The sequence below is a fragment of the Gracilibacillus ureilyticus genome, from assembly GCF_900111195.1.
In the GTDB taxonomy this organism is placed as follows: domain Bacteria; phylum Bacillota; class Bacilli; order Bacillales; family Amphibacillaceae; genus Gracilibacillus; species Gracilibacillus ureilyticus.
In genome coordinates, this window is record NZ_FOGL01000018.1 from 45,036 (window position 1) to 60,333 (window position 15,298).

The window sequence follows — 15,298 nt, forward strand, 5'->3', positions numbered from 1 at the left end:
CCTCGCAGTTTTCATCTCCTAAAACATAGAGAAATACTCTGCAAAAAGACTTTTCGCAGAGCAATTATTTTATCCCTAATTTAAAATAATGGTATCTTCTCTGGTAGAATCGATATTAAAACTTAATGTGATTTTTCTTTCAGAAGCTTCTGCATCTTGAATATATAACTGCAGATTATCCTGTTTCATAATTGTGTCATCACTTATCATATTTCCTAACGCAACTAGCTCTAGCTGAATCTTTCCGGAGCCGACTGCATTTGCAAATAAACCGTCACCTGTATTCCAAAATTCAGCCTTATCCAATCCCGCTGAAATAGATATTAAACTATTGGATCCACCGATATTAGTAGGCCGTGTTTGGAAATCAGCATCATATATGGATAAGTCATCCCTTGCTGTGATTAATTGGACACGATCACCGGACGTGTTATCTTCCACTGTTAACCCTGTTAAAGTTATTGTATTGGTAGCTTCATCCCAGGTATAACCGAGCGTAGTATTAAGTGTTTTTTCTCCGGTAGTTTGGTCATCTGCTATGATATTCCCCACCTGATCGCGGATAGCTCCATTTACCGTCATGATTTCCAGTGTATCACCTTTTGTTACTTCACCAGTGAAAGAAACATGGACTCTTATCATGGATTCTCCTCCAGTTAATTCGCTGCCATCTGTTTTCGTTATCGAATCAATGGTGACACTCGAAGGATTGCCGTCAGATGTTCCATCACTTGTGACTGCTTTAATATCAGATTTATCAATCGCAAGTTTTCCATCGGTGCCGCCAAACACTCCTTCAGAAAAGGTAACATCAATATATCCATTGTTCGGTTGTACTACACTACTTATAATTTCAGGTGCCTTTGTATCCACTGTAACACTATTAACAGATGAAAAATTAGTATAATAGCTCCTATGGTTTCCTACTTCATCTGTTAAATCAAAGTGAAATACAGGTAACCCATTTTTAGTGCTGGAATCCACCGGAAAGTAAGCCCTCCATGTTAATGGATCCTTATCCCCTGCATCATCCAAGGTAACAGCATCGACCGTAACACCTTCTATATATGCCCTCATATTTGAAATAGTAGCCGCTTCAGCTGTACGAAACGATAAGGTAACGATATCACCTTCTCTCGCTATCTGAGAATGATTGGAATTATCAGATGTCATAGATTTTTCCGTTATCATAGGTGACTCTCTATCAATGACAAACGAAACAGTTATTGTGTTCCCTGCTTTATCTTGTACAATGAGCGTATAGTCACCATGTCTGTTGATGAATGTCCCGGAATCATACGGCTCTCCGTTTAATTCTGCTGTACCTCCTGTATAAACTGGCGTAACACCTGAGGCTCCATATGTGTTTCCATCGGTAACTCCAGTTACTTCCGGAAATACAGTATCAATTATGAACAGAACTACCGTTTTATTTCCAGCATAATCCGTCACAATTAACTGATATCTACCATCTTTTGTGATACTGTCCCCTAATAAATAAGGTTCTGAAGTATTATAGTTTCCATCATTATCAGAGTCCCTGTTTAAAATGACTGATTTTATATCAGAATCTGAACTATTTGGCCGGACACTTGAATTATAGAATTCGCCACTTGTAACACCGTTTATGATTGGTGCTGTTGTATCACTACTCCCGCCTTATACCATTTATATCTCTTAGTTTTATAGCGAGCCTTCACCATGCAGGCGACTTTCATCGCACACGGCGATCCGTCAGCAGTATGAATCTTTTCTTTATTTCCCCAATTTTTTATTTTGAATCCATTAAGTCCTTCCTGTTATACCAGTCATTTGTAACAGTTGCCCTGTCTTCCCTTGTTCAAAATAACTTCACCCTCCTGTCAGGTTAACTGTATGCCACCCTGACAGACACATAATAATGGTGCGCAGCAGAAATCAGAATCGTCAGCATCGCTTAATACCGCATGTTATAGTGTTGCCTTGGTGTTTTTCTCACGAATCGAATCTGTATATCATCTCTCCTTTCTTAATCCCTCCATATTAATCTAGTCCATTTTATCCACTTTAGCATAGTAACTTTAGTTATGATTTAATTCATTTTTTACAAAATGTTTCCCTCTATATACCATTCATAGTTTTATGTGAACTCAAAAGCGATATAAATGGTAATTTTGAACTAGTATGATTGAAAGTCGCATAAAATATTTGTAAAATATACTTAGATATCCATTAAAGTAGAGATAATTATAGTAAGGGGAATCGGGAATGGCAGAAGGACAAAAGCATTATATACCTGAAAGGCTCAGTACTACTTTTCATAGAATATTGAAGAAAAAAATAACGTTTATTAATGCTCCCGGGGGATATGGAAAATCAACCTTAACAAATCATTGGAGTATGGTAAGTGATTTTCCGTTTCGAAGCATGGAAATAACGGACTCCTGTAACAACCCACAAACACTACACCTTCATCTGACACGAATTTTGAACGAAACAAAAGATACCAGAAGCATAATTGTTATTGATCATGTTCACCGGGTGAAAAATAAAGAGGCAATAAGCTCCCTGCAGGAATGTTTATTAAAGGCAAGTCCCAACATTCACTTCATTCTCTTATCCAGGGAATCAATTACTCCCTTAGCACATATATCTGATATTCAATATCAAACCCTTCAATTAAATGCTAATGATTTAAAGCTCACTCAGGAAGAAACAATAGGTTGGATTTCCAACCATACATCCTATTCTATTGAAATATCTGAAAAGCAATTAGAAGAGATATTTACAGTTACAGATGGCTGCCCCGCTTTACTTCAATTAGCTTATCAGCATTATTCCCAAGGTCAACTTCCCCTGATTGATGAACAAGGAAGAGTTGCCCCTTTATTGGAAAAATTTATCGTAAATGAATGGATGAGTCAGCTTCCCGGTAAAGCAGTTAATCAGATGCGCCCTTTAACCATACCACCTTATTTATCATTGGATTTTGCAAGGGAACTTCTACAGACTGATGTTCATTCTCTCTTTAACACCCTGGAACATCATTTGCTATTAAATAAAGTGCTTGTGGAAAGCCGGTGGATGTATTGCTTCCATCCTCTTGTCAGAGTCATCATAAAGGAGATTTTACCCGATAAGAAATTTAAAAGACCAGTATATGAAAAAACCGCTTTATTCCTTGAAAAGGAAGGTTTCATAAAAGAAGCTTTTGATATGGCAATACTGGCAGATAAACCAGCGCTGGCTCTGCAATATTTAAAGAAGTTTGCCCCACAAGCACTTGAGCTAGAGGAATACGATACATTGCAAGGATGGTTTCATCGACTGGATCCCTTATATACTTCTGCAGATAAGGAGGCCGCTTCCCTTCAACATTGGACTTTAATCATGCTGAATAGAGCTGAAGAGAATGATAATAGTGGACAGAAAGCTAACCTTCTGTTGCAAACAGAAAAAGATACATGGACGCCATATTTAGCTCTAAATCAGGGAAGTATTCCTTTTAACCGTAATAGCTTCGGGTTTAACGGGAACATTCATGAAACAGTAAAAGAACTGCAATTTCCCCATAAAACTTCTGCATTTACTCCATATCGAAAGCTGGCAATTGCAGAAGCGCTTTATGAACAAAATGACAAAATAGCCGCTAGAGAGTACCTGGAGACTGTATGGCAATCAGCCATTGCAGATAAACACCCCGGTATCTCTATCCCTGCGTTATGGCTGGAACTTTTATGCCATCAATCAGAAGGGCGGATTAAAAAAGTACACTACCTTACCGAAGAGATATTTTTCCGCTCCCTCCAGACTAATAATCCTGTTTGGAGAAGAACTGGAAAAGCAATAAAGACATACACTCTACTGAATGAGGGCTTTCTTGAGGATGCGGAAGATTGGCTGGCAGAACAAAAGGAGTTTTTGCACATTCTCTGGAATCAAATGACAAGTTTTGAATATTTCACACTTACACGATCACTGCTGGCTTTTCAAGAAGTGGAAGAGGCGGATAATTTACTTCGCCGAATGATAACATCAACATCAGCAGACAAAAATATTGGTAATCATTTAGAGCGACGTTTACTTCAAACAATATGTGCAATTAAACTCGAACAAACGACAGAAGCAGAGCTATTATTAAAGGATGCATTAGAAGTCGGACACAAGTATGGATATATCCGCTCTTTTCTCGATCAGGACCCTACTTTATTTCTAATTTTTCCTAATGTTAAAAACGATCTTCCTAGTCATTTAAGCGAATATTGTACTAATTTATTGCAATTAGCGAATAAAGAGGAATCAAAGATATTGAATGATAACCCTGAAATGAAAAATGCTTTAACCCTGCACGAAATTGAAATCATCAAATATATCCAACAGGGCTTTTCTAATCGAAAAATCGGGGACCAGCTGAATATTACGGAAGGTACGGTTAAAGGCCATCTTCATCGAATTTATAAAAAGTTAAATGTAAGTAATAGAGTTCAGGCAGTGAAAGCAGCAGAAAATCAACTTTTATTGTAACGAGATAAAAGAGAAGTAAGTCGAATATTTACCCACTTTGATGAGTTTAATCAGTACTTGGATTTATTTACAAAAAATTATTATAATTAAGTATCAATCCACATATTTCAGAGAAAACAAAGGACACAACGAACGGCTCTCACCGCGAGTTGTGCCTTTTTTTAGAACTGCGCAAAACTTTGTGAATAACAATTTATTCCACTGTCACCTTTTCAAAAGGTTCGCCACTTTTATGTGTTTGAATATCTACCGAATATTCCGGGTATGCCTCTTTTAATTTGTTGGCATATGTCTCTGCAATCCCTTTTGCAGTCGCATTATCCATTGCTGAATCAACTTCCACATCAGCTATTACATACCCGCCACCATCTTCTGTAATAAGAAGGGATACATCTACAATACCTTCTTCATTCAACATCTCTTTTTCTATATCTTCATTATGCTGGGCAGATTCCGACTTATCCACGACTTTTTGTTCCTTTTCGGGTTCAGCTGCTTCTTCTGACTCTTTCTCTGTTGATTCTTCATTTTCTGTTTCAGGACTTTCCTGATTCTCTGATTCACTATCTGAACATCCCATAATTGTGATCATTGCAAGAAGCAACATTAACATCATTAACAAATATTTCTTCAATTGCTGGACACCTCCGTCATTTTTTATCTATCATTATTAAAAAATAGCTTAATAACTATACATTTTTGAAGTCACAAATTTAATTATACTAAATGTAAACAAAATGGCAAGAATTTAATTGTAAATTACACTTCAGCATTATTTAGATAACATAGAAAAAGGCCCTAATGGGATTTCACCCACCAGGACCTCTTTTAGTATGGTCAAAAAAAGTTGTATCTCATCATTCATTGATTCTCATTATCGCAGAGTTGGCTCAATATCCTGTAAATTATTAATAGGGATAATCTCGATTGTTTCAGCATTATTGCTCACATTTAAATCAAAAACAAGCCAATACTCGTCTTCTCCATCAGTTCTTGGAATACTGAATGTGTGATTTGGAGTGCTTTCATTCCCAAGGAAAACCGATACTTCTGCACCTGACAAGCTTAATGTACTCATACCAGAAAAATGATGAACATAGAATCTATATTCGCCATCTACCAATTGTCGGATTGTTGTTGTTTCAGGTCCATATGATTGAGTGTCATCCCAATCTAAGTCGGCATAGGTAATCCCGTTTTCGACTTCTTGCTTATTATAATAAGCAATATGGAATGGTTCTCCATCGATTCCAGGTCCTAATAAATGTGAATCTAAGTCACGTGGATCCTGGTCCCAAGTTAACATAATCTTTACTTCTGTAGACGCAGCTGCACGAATAGCAGTCTCATTTTGATTAGTTAAGAACACATCACTTGGTGCACTGCCTATCATATAGCTTGTAACAAATCCGTCACCAGATAATTCACCTGTATACATTCCAGCAGGTAAGTTAACTGAATAATATCCATTTTCATCTGTAGTTACTTCCTCAGCCACTACTCCTTCTTGTACACCATTTCCTTCACGAAACTTAATTGTTATCCCTGAAATCCCATTACCTTGTACATCTGTAATTCTTCCAGAGAAACCTGTTCCAATTTGATAAGAATCACTTACTACAGCTCCGCTTACTCTAGGAGAATTGGACGACACTGTAATCTCTACCGTTTTACCAATATTTCCATACAAAGGAATTGGGTCATAAGTTATTCGATTATGGTTACTATTTAATCGAACATTTGTTAATTCGTAACTTTCACCCTCAATCGTTGCAGTCACATTGAAATCAGCAATTGAGACACCTGTAATCACACTATCTGCATTGAGATTAATACTAGAAGCATTTGCATCTATTGAATTTAGCTGAATGCTATCTACATCTGAATAGCTGTCGGTTACATCCTCACCTCCGATATTTACAGATGTTGTATCAATATCTAACACAACATTTTGAGGTCTTTGAGATAAAGTAGAACCGTTGGAATTAATTTGCGCAAATCGGATATTCCCTTGACCAAGCACATGAGCAGCTGCATTTAAAATCAAGGATTCAATATCTGTTTCTTCACTTAGATCAATCTGAATATCGCTAGCACGAGAATTTATTGTCTCAAATTGACCCACAAGACGAACCTGTGCAGTATCCCCAACTGATTGCATTGTTTCTGACACTACTACATCTTCAAATCCATTTGCATTATTATCTAAGCCTTCTTCTTCAACAATTGTCGGTGTTTCTAGTTGTACTTCATATACTTGAGAATTACCTTGTGCAACAATTCTAACTGCCCCAGTATTTTTATTTACTATAACAGTTGCTAATACGGTATCATTAAAATATATACTATTTTCTCCACCACCATTAACAACCGTTTCACCATCTACGGTTACATTATTAAGTGTAACTTCACCTTCACCAATTCCTTCTGCTAATACTAAATTACCTGTAATATGTACATTGCTTAAAGTAACTCCAGGGCTATTAATTGTCACATCTCCATTAATCGTTTCTACAGAAGAAGCAGGACCGTATTCACCCGGAGCATTAATTTCACTAGGAATACTGTCATTAGGATTAATTAATTCAAATAATTCACTTAAAGAAAGATTTGGATTTTGGTATTTTAAAAGATTTAAGTCAACAATATCATACTTTACACCTTCCGAAATGATATTTTTAACTGAAAATCTAGCAGATCCACCTTCATTAAAAAAAGTATTAAAATCATAATCTGCTACTTCTTGTCCTAACCTTAATAAGTTCAAATCCAGTGAACTTATTACTTGGTTTTCACCATTCAATTCAATTTCCAATTGATCGATACCAGCGGCTTCAACCGGAACTTCAGCCACTACAGCAGGAGTAACTGCAGCAATCACCGCAACAGCACCAAGCGGTATCATTTTCTTATATTTCCTCATCTTTTCCCCTCCAAAAATATAGTATATTTAGACTAGTACCTGGTTATTATATCACATTAATTTTTCTAGGTATAGCTAATTATCCATAATATTGGTTATTCTACTTCTAATAGTTTAGATAAATCTCCATTACGACTGGGACAATATAACCACAAGAACATTACTTCATTCGATATTTTTACTATGTTTTAAGGCACTAATAATCCTAATAATCTCTATATACATGAAAAAATATTTGCAAAGCAAAAACCCTAATTTCATAAATAAATTAGGGTCTGGAACTGAACCAAAGTTCTTACATATTAAAGTCATCCGTTTGATAAGCTTACTATGTACTAAAAATATCCTTTACCAGCCAGAAAGGCCATTTCCCTGTCCATCTCTACAGAAGTTAATGTTAGCCCACATCCAACTCCCCCATTTGGTGCTTTTCCATCTTTCCACGTAATACCGGGATATGCAACACTAAAATTTTGGCTTTTCTCCACTTATGCTATATCAAATCCTTTCGATCGAGCCTTACCGTACGAGAGACTTTCGTCATATTCATTTATTCGGTATCCCAAGATCTTCTTCCTATTCCATCACTATTATAAGAAAAAAACAGGGTTTATGAAGCAGGGAAATCCTCCTACTTCTATCTTAATTTTGGATATTCCATGTCATTCCCGAAATCCCAAATTTCCGAATCCCAGCCAGTATAGATTTCTTCTTTACCAATCGTACTATCCGCATAACCTTTCTGCATTTGTTCAGAGGTACGTGGGTTGCCCATACCATTATCATAAGATTGACCTGTTCTTATTTCCTCATAGTAAGAATTAGTAACAATGGAGCTTCCCATACCAACTAAGCCACCAATAGAATTAGCAGTTCCAGCTACATTTCCAATTGCATAGGAATTAGTGATATAACCAAAACTATTACCAATCAATCCGCCTATAGCAGTACCAGCAACACTTCCAGTTACATTTCCGGTTACATTTCCAGTAGCATAGGAATCAGTGATATCACCTAAATTACTACCAATCATGCCTCCAATTGTATAGTTTCCAATTATACTACCAGTTGCATAAGAATGGTCAATAGTCCCATAATAATTGTAACCAATTAAGCCACCTAATGTAATATTTCCACGTACAGAATTAGTTGCATTGGAATCAGTGACGATTCCACTATAATTAATACCAGCCAATCCGCCGATTCCACTACCAGTGCCCGCTTGTGGGTCAAAAATAAAGGCTGTTGTTCCTGAATCAGCACTTGTCATAGTTATAGAAGAAGGATTATCAGGTACTGTATTATTTCCAATTACACTTCCAGATGCATTTGAATTGGTCAAGGTCCCGGTTTCATTCACACCAACCAGGCCACCTATAAAGTAACCATTTCCTATTACAGAACCAGTTACAAAAGAATGATCAATATGTCCATAATTTCGTCCAACTAACCCTCCTACACAATTGCGACCAGTTATACTTATATCCGATAGTTGAACATTTATTAGTTTGCCATCACTATGAAGTTTACGAAAGAATCCAACATCTTCTCCCTCAGGCTGGTTAATTGTTACATCACTTATAATAAAACCATTTCCATCCAATACTCCGTTAAACTCGAAGGGATCCCAAGTTTCACCGTCCATATTAATATTGGAAACCAACTTAAAGTGCTGTATGCTCTCAGCCTCATCTAAGTCTTTCATTAGTCTCAATTTTGCAATTGAATCAATTAGGTATGGATTTTCTTCACTTCCCAAAAGTGGTTTATCGCTATTTGTAACTTATACCCTTAGGCTTTCGTGTACACCTTCACCACACAAGCAACTTTCATCGCATACGGCGATCCATCAACAGTACTTTTTACTTATTTCCCCTAATCTATTTTATATTATTAATGAATAATATACCATTAGTTTATTAATATTTGATTACTTTACTCGGAAATCATTTTATTAGTAGGGAGGAGAAACCTTCTACTCGAAAGGCTGTTATGCTCTTCGAGACTTCTTTTTACTTATCCGAAAAAATGAGTGAGCAACTATTACATAATTTTCTTCTGCCAATGGATTGCCATAACCCTGGTATTTCGCATGTGAATCTAACCAATTTGTCTGACTCAGCGGTTGTAGAAGTTTTATAGATGTTGCATTGTTGACAGGAGTAGATTCTAGCAACGATGTAGGTTGCTGAGCAAACACAGCTAAGTTTGAGATTTCAAGTTCACCTTTCTCGTCTTATGATTTATTACGAGCCTTCATTATACATGCCTCTTTCATTGCATACAGCGATTCATCAGCAGTAATAGATCCTTGAACTTATTTCCCAATCAAACAATCTGGCTTGAATTTCTCAAATCCAAGTTCAGCATATTCTCTTACTATCTAATAGTCACAAGTTTACGTCAAACCAGTAAGTCCATCAATTGCATTAGCTGCATTTCCCAAATTGGCATAGATTCTTAAAGTCCCGTTGAAGTACTGACTTGAGAGAATGCCCCTTCCACTTCTAATTAGATTGAATAATGACAACATTATTTTTCTCTCCTTCTAAAGGGGTACTATCAAATAGGTTTTCCTTTAGACATTCCGCAAATAACCAATTCGATGATTCTTCGTTTTCTGTCACTAAAAAAAACAAAACAACATGCTAGACTCCTTCCCAAGTTCAAACTAGCAATTTGGACTTGTCCGGTGGTCGGCATTTTTCTTATTCTTTTTTTATACTTGTTATTACTTCTCTCCATAGAGATTCCATACTTTCCCTCTAAATAAGAATCCCTAACTTCTCTTAAAAGCTAGGTTTGTATGAATCCTCACATAAATAATGTAGGTTTATATTCACTTTTATCCCATCATTATAAAAAGCCTCGTAAAGCAATTATGCTCTACGAGACTTTCTGAGTGAAACAGGAAAACTGCCCCCGCGTTTCCTTTCTTCATTCTCTTGTATGAAACACTTGATAAACAGGTTTACTTAAACAAGATTTCCCATCTTGGGAGCAAATATCTTTAGATATGACCAGTTTATATGTTGAATTCGGCTCATAGAGTTCTAAAGACTTTACTTTTACTGTTTTGTGTTGATTGGTGAAAGAAAACTCTAATGGAAGTTGATTGTTCGAACTATCTATAATTTGTACTGTTTGATTATTAATCGAAGTAGCATCTACACTATTATTAAAATTAATTGCCCATTCCTGGTCGAGCGCAGCATTATAAATAGGCTCAAATGTCTCATTTTCTATTAATTCCTTATCTACCACATTCACTTCAACAAATGATGTAACAGAGCTGTCAGCGGATGAAATAGAGATAGTAGCTTTCCCAGTTGTTACTCCATTGATTACTCCTTCTTCATTAACTGTTACTACTTCATTATTACTAGATTCCCAAAATAATTGGTTACTCGCAGCCTCTGTTGGCAGGATGATTGGTTGAATTTTTAATGTTTCTCCTACAGTTAATTCAACTTGTGGCTGTTCTATAATGATTTGTTCGATTTCAGGAAACATTTTCTGTGACAGTTGATAAAAATCTATCAGGCCATAACCAAATTTTTCGTCCTTCCCAGCAGGCCCCAAATCAACTGATGTTTCCTGTATAGCAGGCATTATCTCATTTAATGTTACGTTCTGTTTCTCTGAGATTATGCTTGCAATAATCCCACTAACAATTGGGGCAGAAAAAGATGTTCCATTTTGATAGGTATATTGGTTGTTTTTCGTTGTTGTTACTATTTCTTCCCCAGGAGCAACAATATCCACTTTATCATTATATGTGGAAAAATTCGATAGATTGTTATACTGATCAATAGAGCCTACTGAAATCACATTATGATAAGAGGCAGGATACATATATTCGCTATTGCCATTGTTCCCTGCAGAAGCAACCACAATTATTCCATTATCAACTGCCCTTTGGATAGCATTATATTCTATATTGGAAAAATCCGGACTCCCAAAACTTAAATTCAAGACATCAACGTTCTGCTCAATGGCATAATCAATTGCTTCGACGATATCAGATAAATACAGCGAACCGTCAGAAAATCCTGCTTGCAACGGTAATATTTTTACATTACTTTTTCCAGTAACCCCGGCTATGCCTAAGTCATTATTAATAGAAGCTGCAATTACTCCTGATACTGCAGTTCCATGTCCATTCATATCATAAACTGCTTCTGATTCATCTATGAAATTATAACCATTTTGCAGAATTTTCCCTTGTAAATCTTCATGTTGAAGATCGACCCCTGTATCTATAACACCAACAACCACTTCTTCTCCTGGTTCTGTTAGTACTTCCCACGCTTCCGGGGCAGCTACTTTATCTAATGCCCACTGTAATTCATAATAAGGGTCACTTATAATAGTAGTGGATTGCACATAAACTTTTTTATTTTCTTCTACAAACTGGACATCTTCCATTTGCTCCAATTGGTTAATGATTTTCTTTTGATCTACATAATCATTTAATTCAACTGTTTCTACACTGTCGCTCTGGCTCAATAATTGAATCTTAGAAGAATTATTATTTGTTTCTTGTTTATATTGAATTAGAATTTCATTTTCTTTTCTTTCTTTTAAAATGTTTTCTTTTAACATTTTATCTATAGTATGATTCTCTGACGCAAAGACGGATTGGCTATTTAGAACGACCAGCAAAAGTGAAAGGGCTGTAATAATACTTAGAAGTTTTCTCATTTCATTCACCTGCATTTCATATAATTTTTTTCATCTAACTGTCAAATTCTCCAGATCTCGAATTAGCACATCTAAAACCGGATAATTATTTATTTTTTCCAACAATATTAATCTATGTAATAGACTCTTTACCCTATTTTCTTTTTCTTTCGAAGGAATTATCTCTTCATTACCTATTTGCCAGTTGATTTCCCGAGATTATTAACAAAGATTATATCTCTGCCATGAACTTATTCCTCCTTTAATAAGTGGTATTATTCATTAGAATTCTGGACACATAGCCATTAAAAAAGGTAATATAACTAATGCTATTATACTATTAATTAGAGAATGTATTCAATTACTTATATTACATAATCGAATGATAATATGACGAGAGACAGATTACATGATCATGATATATGTTTAAATAATAGCTGGATGAACGAATGAATCTTACATTAAAAGAGTAAATGGATCTTCAATCTCGTCTTATACCTTTCTTTAATATCAGATTTATAACGAGCTACACCATACAGGCGACTCTCATCGCACACAGTGACCCGCCAACAATTTTTATTTTGCTTATTTCCATATTTACTTTATATTACAAAAAAATCGACTACCTAAAAATCAAAATAGCCCTAATTCTAAAAAGTTGGTTGAGCTACTTTTGCTATTAAATTGCTATTCTCGCCTTGTATCACATTTTAATGATTTTCGCACGAGCCTTCACCCCATGCCGGCAGCTTTCACCGCACACGGCGATCTGTCAGCAGTTGTGCTTCTTTCTGCTTATTTCCCCAATAATATTGTATTGTAAACCAATTATTCTGCATAGTAACTTTAATTATGATATTCATACGTTCGTTTAGACACAGTATTGGCTCGAAATTAACTAGTAATTACATGTATCTTTCATCAGAAAAAGACCAATTCGCTCATCTTTAGCAAAGTGTATCCCTAATTGAGAACTCAATACTTCTGCACCTCCTACCTTTTTAATTATTTATATTGGAAAAGCCCTGCAGAGATTTCTCTCAACAGAGCTTTTCAACATCTTCATTATTTAGTTTAAAAATCACAAACACTAATAATCACTCATTTTCAAAGGTAACTTCAACTGTGACGTCCTGATCTACCAGTTCAAAAGTCCCCATTGCAACACCTGTTCCTAGAGGTAATTTTTTAATCTCATAATAATAGGTCCCTGGAATTAACGCATCCTTATTAAAAGGAGATGTCAATCGTAATTGTCTTTCTTCATCTGCGAAAAGAGACAAAGTTACACTACCAATGGGTTCACCTGTATTACTATTAATAAAATCTACTCCATATGTTTCACTATCAGGTGTATTAATTTCTATTTTTCCTATAGCTTTAGGCAAAGCGACTTTTGAATCGCCCATGTCTACAAATACATTATAAAACGTGTTTGGAAAAAGATATGGTATCGTAGCTTCATAGGTAATCACATTCGTAATTGGGTCAATCGAATAGCTATATTCAATGATTTCCGGTGCAACATATCCGCCACCAGTTGCTTCAACCTTTACATATTCGTAAATTTCTGGACTTTCCCAAGAAATGATAGCCTGATTATTTTCAATAGATTTCTTTTTAATGGTAAGCTCACTAGGTTCTGGGCTAATTATTTCAATGGGGCCATTAATCTCAAAGGTTGCAGGATCATAACCTTCCGCTTCAATAACAATTTGATATGTCTCTTCTTCAGAAAATAATACTGGACTAAATGACAAGACATAATTTCCAACAATGTCTTCAGCTAGTTCATCTGGAATGGCTGTTATACCGTAATCCATTCCCTCAACAAGTTCCTTCGAATCGTTTAATAATTTAACACTTGTTATATGTGATGACCAATTGCCATCATCAGAATAAACGAAGCTGGTCGGGTCTATTTCAATTTGCGTAAATTCTGGAGGTTGAATAATACTATTCTCGTCTTATGCCACTACATAGTGGTTTTCGATTCGAGCCTTCACCATGCAGGCAACTTTCATTGCACACGGCGATCCGTCAGCAGTAAATATCTTTATCTTAATCCCCATTGCTATCTTAATGCACTTTCTTGATTTGGCATAGTAACTTTAGTTATAATCTTATAAAGAAAAGCCTCGCAAAGCACAAAACAGTGACTCCCTACGAGACCATAATCGTTACATACCTAATTGCATCTCTTCTAAACTTGAATTTAATACTTTATCCTACCATTCAACAAAATTAGTTGTGGCTCCTGAAAAATTAGTGCCTGTTCGATTAGTATTCCTAAAATATCCATAAGCTAACCAAGCATTCTGAAAAGTTGCATTTAACAGATTGGCACCGTTAAATACTGCGTAACCTGCATCAGAATCATTAAGATTAGCATAGGATAAATCAGCATCACTTAAATTGGCATAAGTTAATTTGGTATTTTGCATATTATTAGATCTTACTTGTTGAAAAGTCCAAGATTTAATATTCCATAGTCAATTCTTATGCTCTTTAAAGGACTATTCTCACTTTCAGTAATTATATAATCTATAATGAGCCTTCACCATACAGGCGACTTTCACCGCACACGGCGATCCGTTTTAGCAGATTAATTATTTTCCACAATCAAAGAATATAACAAATTTTACATTATAGCAATGGACCTTCATAAATCTTTAACTATACCTTAATATAAATTTTATACATAATAAGAGAACAATTAGCAGACACTGAAGCTTTCTTACATATTTTGATAACGATAATGCAATAAATAATATGACGAGAGCCAGACTACAAGATCACGATATAATTAAATACACAGCAAATCCTTTAAAATACGATCATAAGTTATGAGTCTGTTAACATGATTGAATGTAGTGTAAGTTTCCTATTAAGCAAAAAAAACCCCACCAATGGTGAGGTCACAATAGACTTATTCCGCAGGTAGTACTGGTTCTATACCCTCATTAACTATTATTTCTTTATGCATATATCCATCTGCTTTAAAAATAAGTTTGGTTTCAAATGGAGGAGCACCATTAATAATGATGCGACCTGAGTTACTGATGTCATACGCATCAGAAGGAATTATACCTGATTCCAATTCAAAATCGTATTCAATACTTTCTATCGATGTTCTCCATTCTTCATTTTCGATAAATTCAATATAGAGAGTGGCTCCGTCAAATGAAG

10 protein-coding genes and 1 pseudogene are annotated in these 15,298 nt (G+C 35.6%); 1 reads left to right on the top strand and 10 read right to left on the bottom strand.

Annotation, left to right across the window (positions count from 1 at the left end; translation table 11 throughout):
- Positions 1 to 75 precede the first annotated feature (75 nt).
- The gene (locus BMW36_RS15835) at positions 76 to 1,452 is read right to left on the bottom strand and encodes a hypothetical protein (protein WP_089742895.1); all 1,377 of its coding nucleotides are present in this window, start codon (positions 1,450 to 1,452) and stop codon (positions 76 to 78) included.
- Between the two features lie 795 nt (positions 1,453 to 2,247).
- On the opposite strand from BMW36_RS15835, the gene BMW36_RS15840 reads away from it, so the two are divergent.
- On the top strand, positions 2,248 to 4,503 hold the full coding sequence (locus BMW36_RS15840) for a LuxR C-terminal-related transcriptional regulator (protein WP_089742897.1): 2,256 nt from the start codon (positions 2,248 to 2,250) through the stop codon (positions 4,501 to 4,503).
- Positions 4,504 to 4,696: 193 nt separating this feature from the next.
- On the opposite strand, the gene BMW36_RS15845 is transcribed toward BMW36_RS15840, so the two are convergent.
- The 9 genes and pseudogenes from BMW36_RS15845 to BMW36_RS20865 all read right to left on the bottom strand — a co-directional run.
- A complete protein-coding gene (locus BMW36_RS15845) occupies positions 4,697 to 5,137 on the bottom strand; it encodes a cation transporter dimerization domain-containing protein (RefSeq protein ID WP_089742899.1) in 441 nt (146 codons plus the stop codon).
- Positions 5,138 to 5,377: 240 nt separating this feature from the next.
- Positions 5,378 to 7,426: a carboxypeptidase regulatory-like domain-containing protein gene (locus tag BMW36_RS15850; RefSeq protein ID WP_089742901.1), complete on the bottom strand. Its 2,049-nt coding sequence runs from the start codon at positions 7,424 to 7,426 to the stop codon at positions 5,378 to 5,380.
- A gap of 335 nt (positions 7,427 to 7,761) precedes the next feature.
- Positions 7,762 to 7,914, bottom strand: coding sequence for a hypothetical protein (locus BMW36_RS20440; RefSeq protein WP_175480494.1), 153 nt, complete (start codon positions 7,912 to 7,914; stop codon positions 7,762 to 7,764).
- 149 nt (positions 7,915 to 8,063) lie between these two features.
- Entirely contained in the window at positions 8,064 to 9,185 is a 1,122-nt protein-coding gene (locus BMW36_RS15855) for a GLUG motif-containing protein (RefSeq protein WP_089742902.1), read from the bottom strand.
- Between the two features lie 639 nt (positions 9,186 to 9,824).
- A complete protein-coding gene (locus BMW36_RS20760; protein ID WP_281243066.1) occupies positions 9,825 to 9,959 on the bottom strand; it encodes a hypothetical protein in 135 nt (44 codons plus the stop codon).
- Positions 9,960 to 10,363: 404 nt separating this feature from the next.
- The gene (locus BMW36_RS15860; protein ID WP_175480495.1) at positions 10,364 to 12,130 is read right to left on the bottom strand and encodes a S8 family peptidase; all 1,767 of its coding nucleotides are present in this window, start codon (positions 12,128 to 12,130) and stop codon (positions 10,364 to 10,366) included.
- 1,076 nt (positions 12,131 to 13,206) lie between these two features.
- Positions 13,207 to 14,064 carry a hemoblobin-interacting domain-containing protein gene (locus BMW36_RS15865; protein WP_425431955.1) on the bottom strand — a complete coding sequence of 286 codons (858 nt, stop codon included), beginning with the start codon at positions 14,062 to 14,064 and terminating at the stop codon, positions 13,207 to 13,209.
- Positions 14,065 to 14,337: 273 nt separating this feature from the next.
- On the bottom strand, positions 14,338 to 14,553 hold the full coding sequence (locus BMW36_RS15870; RefSeq protein WP_089742907.1) for a pentapeptide repeat-containing protein: 216 nt from the start codon (positions 14,551 to 14,553) through the stop codon (positions 14,338 to 14,340).
- 485 nt (positions 14,554 to 15,038) lie between these two features.
- Positions 15,039 to 15,287, bottom strand: a pseudogene (locus BMW36_RS20865) (hemoblobin-interacting domain-containing protein); the annotation flags it as partial.
- Between the last annotated feature and the right edge of the window lie 11 nt (positions 15,288 to 15,298).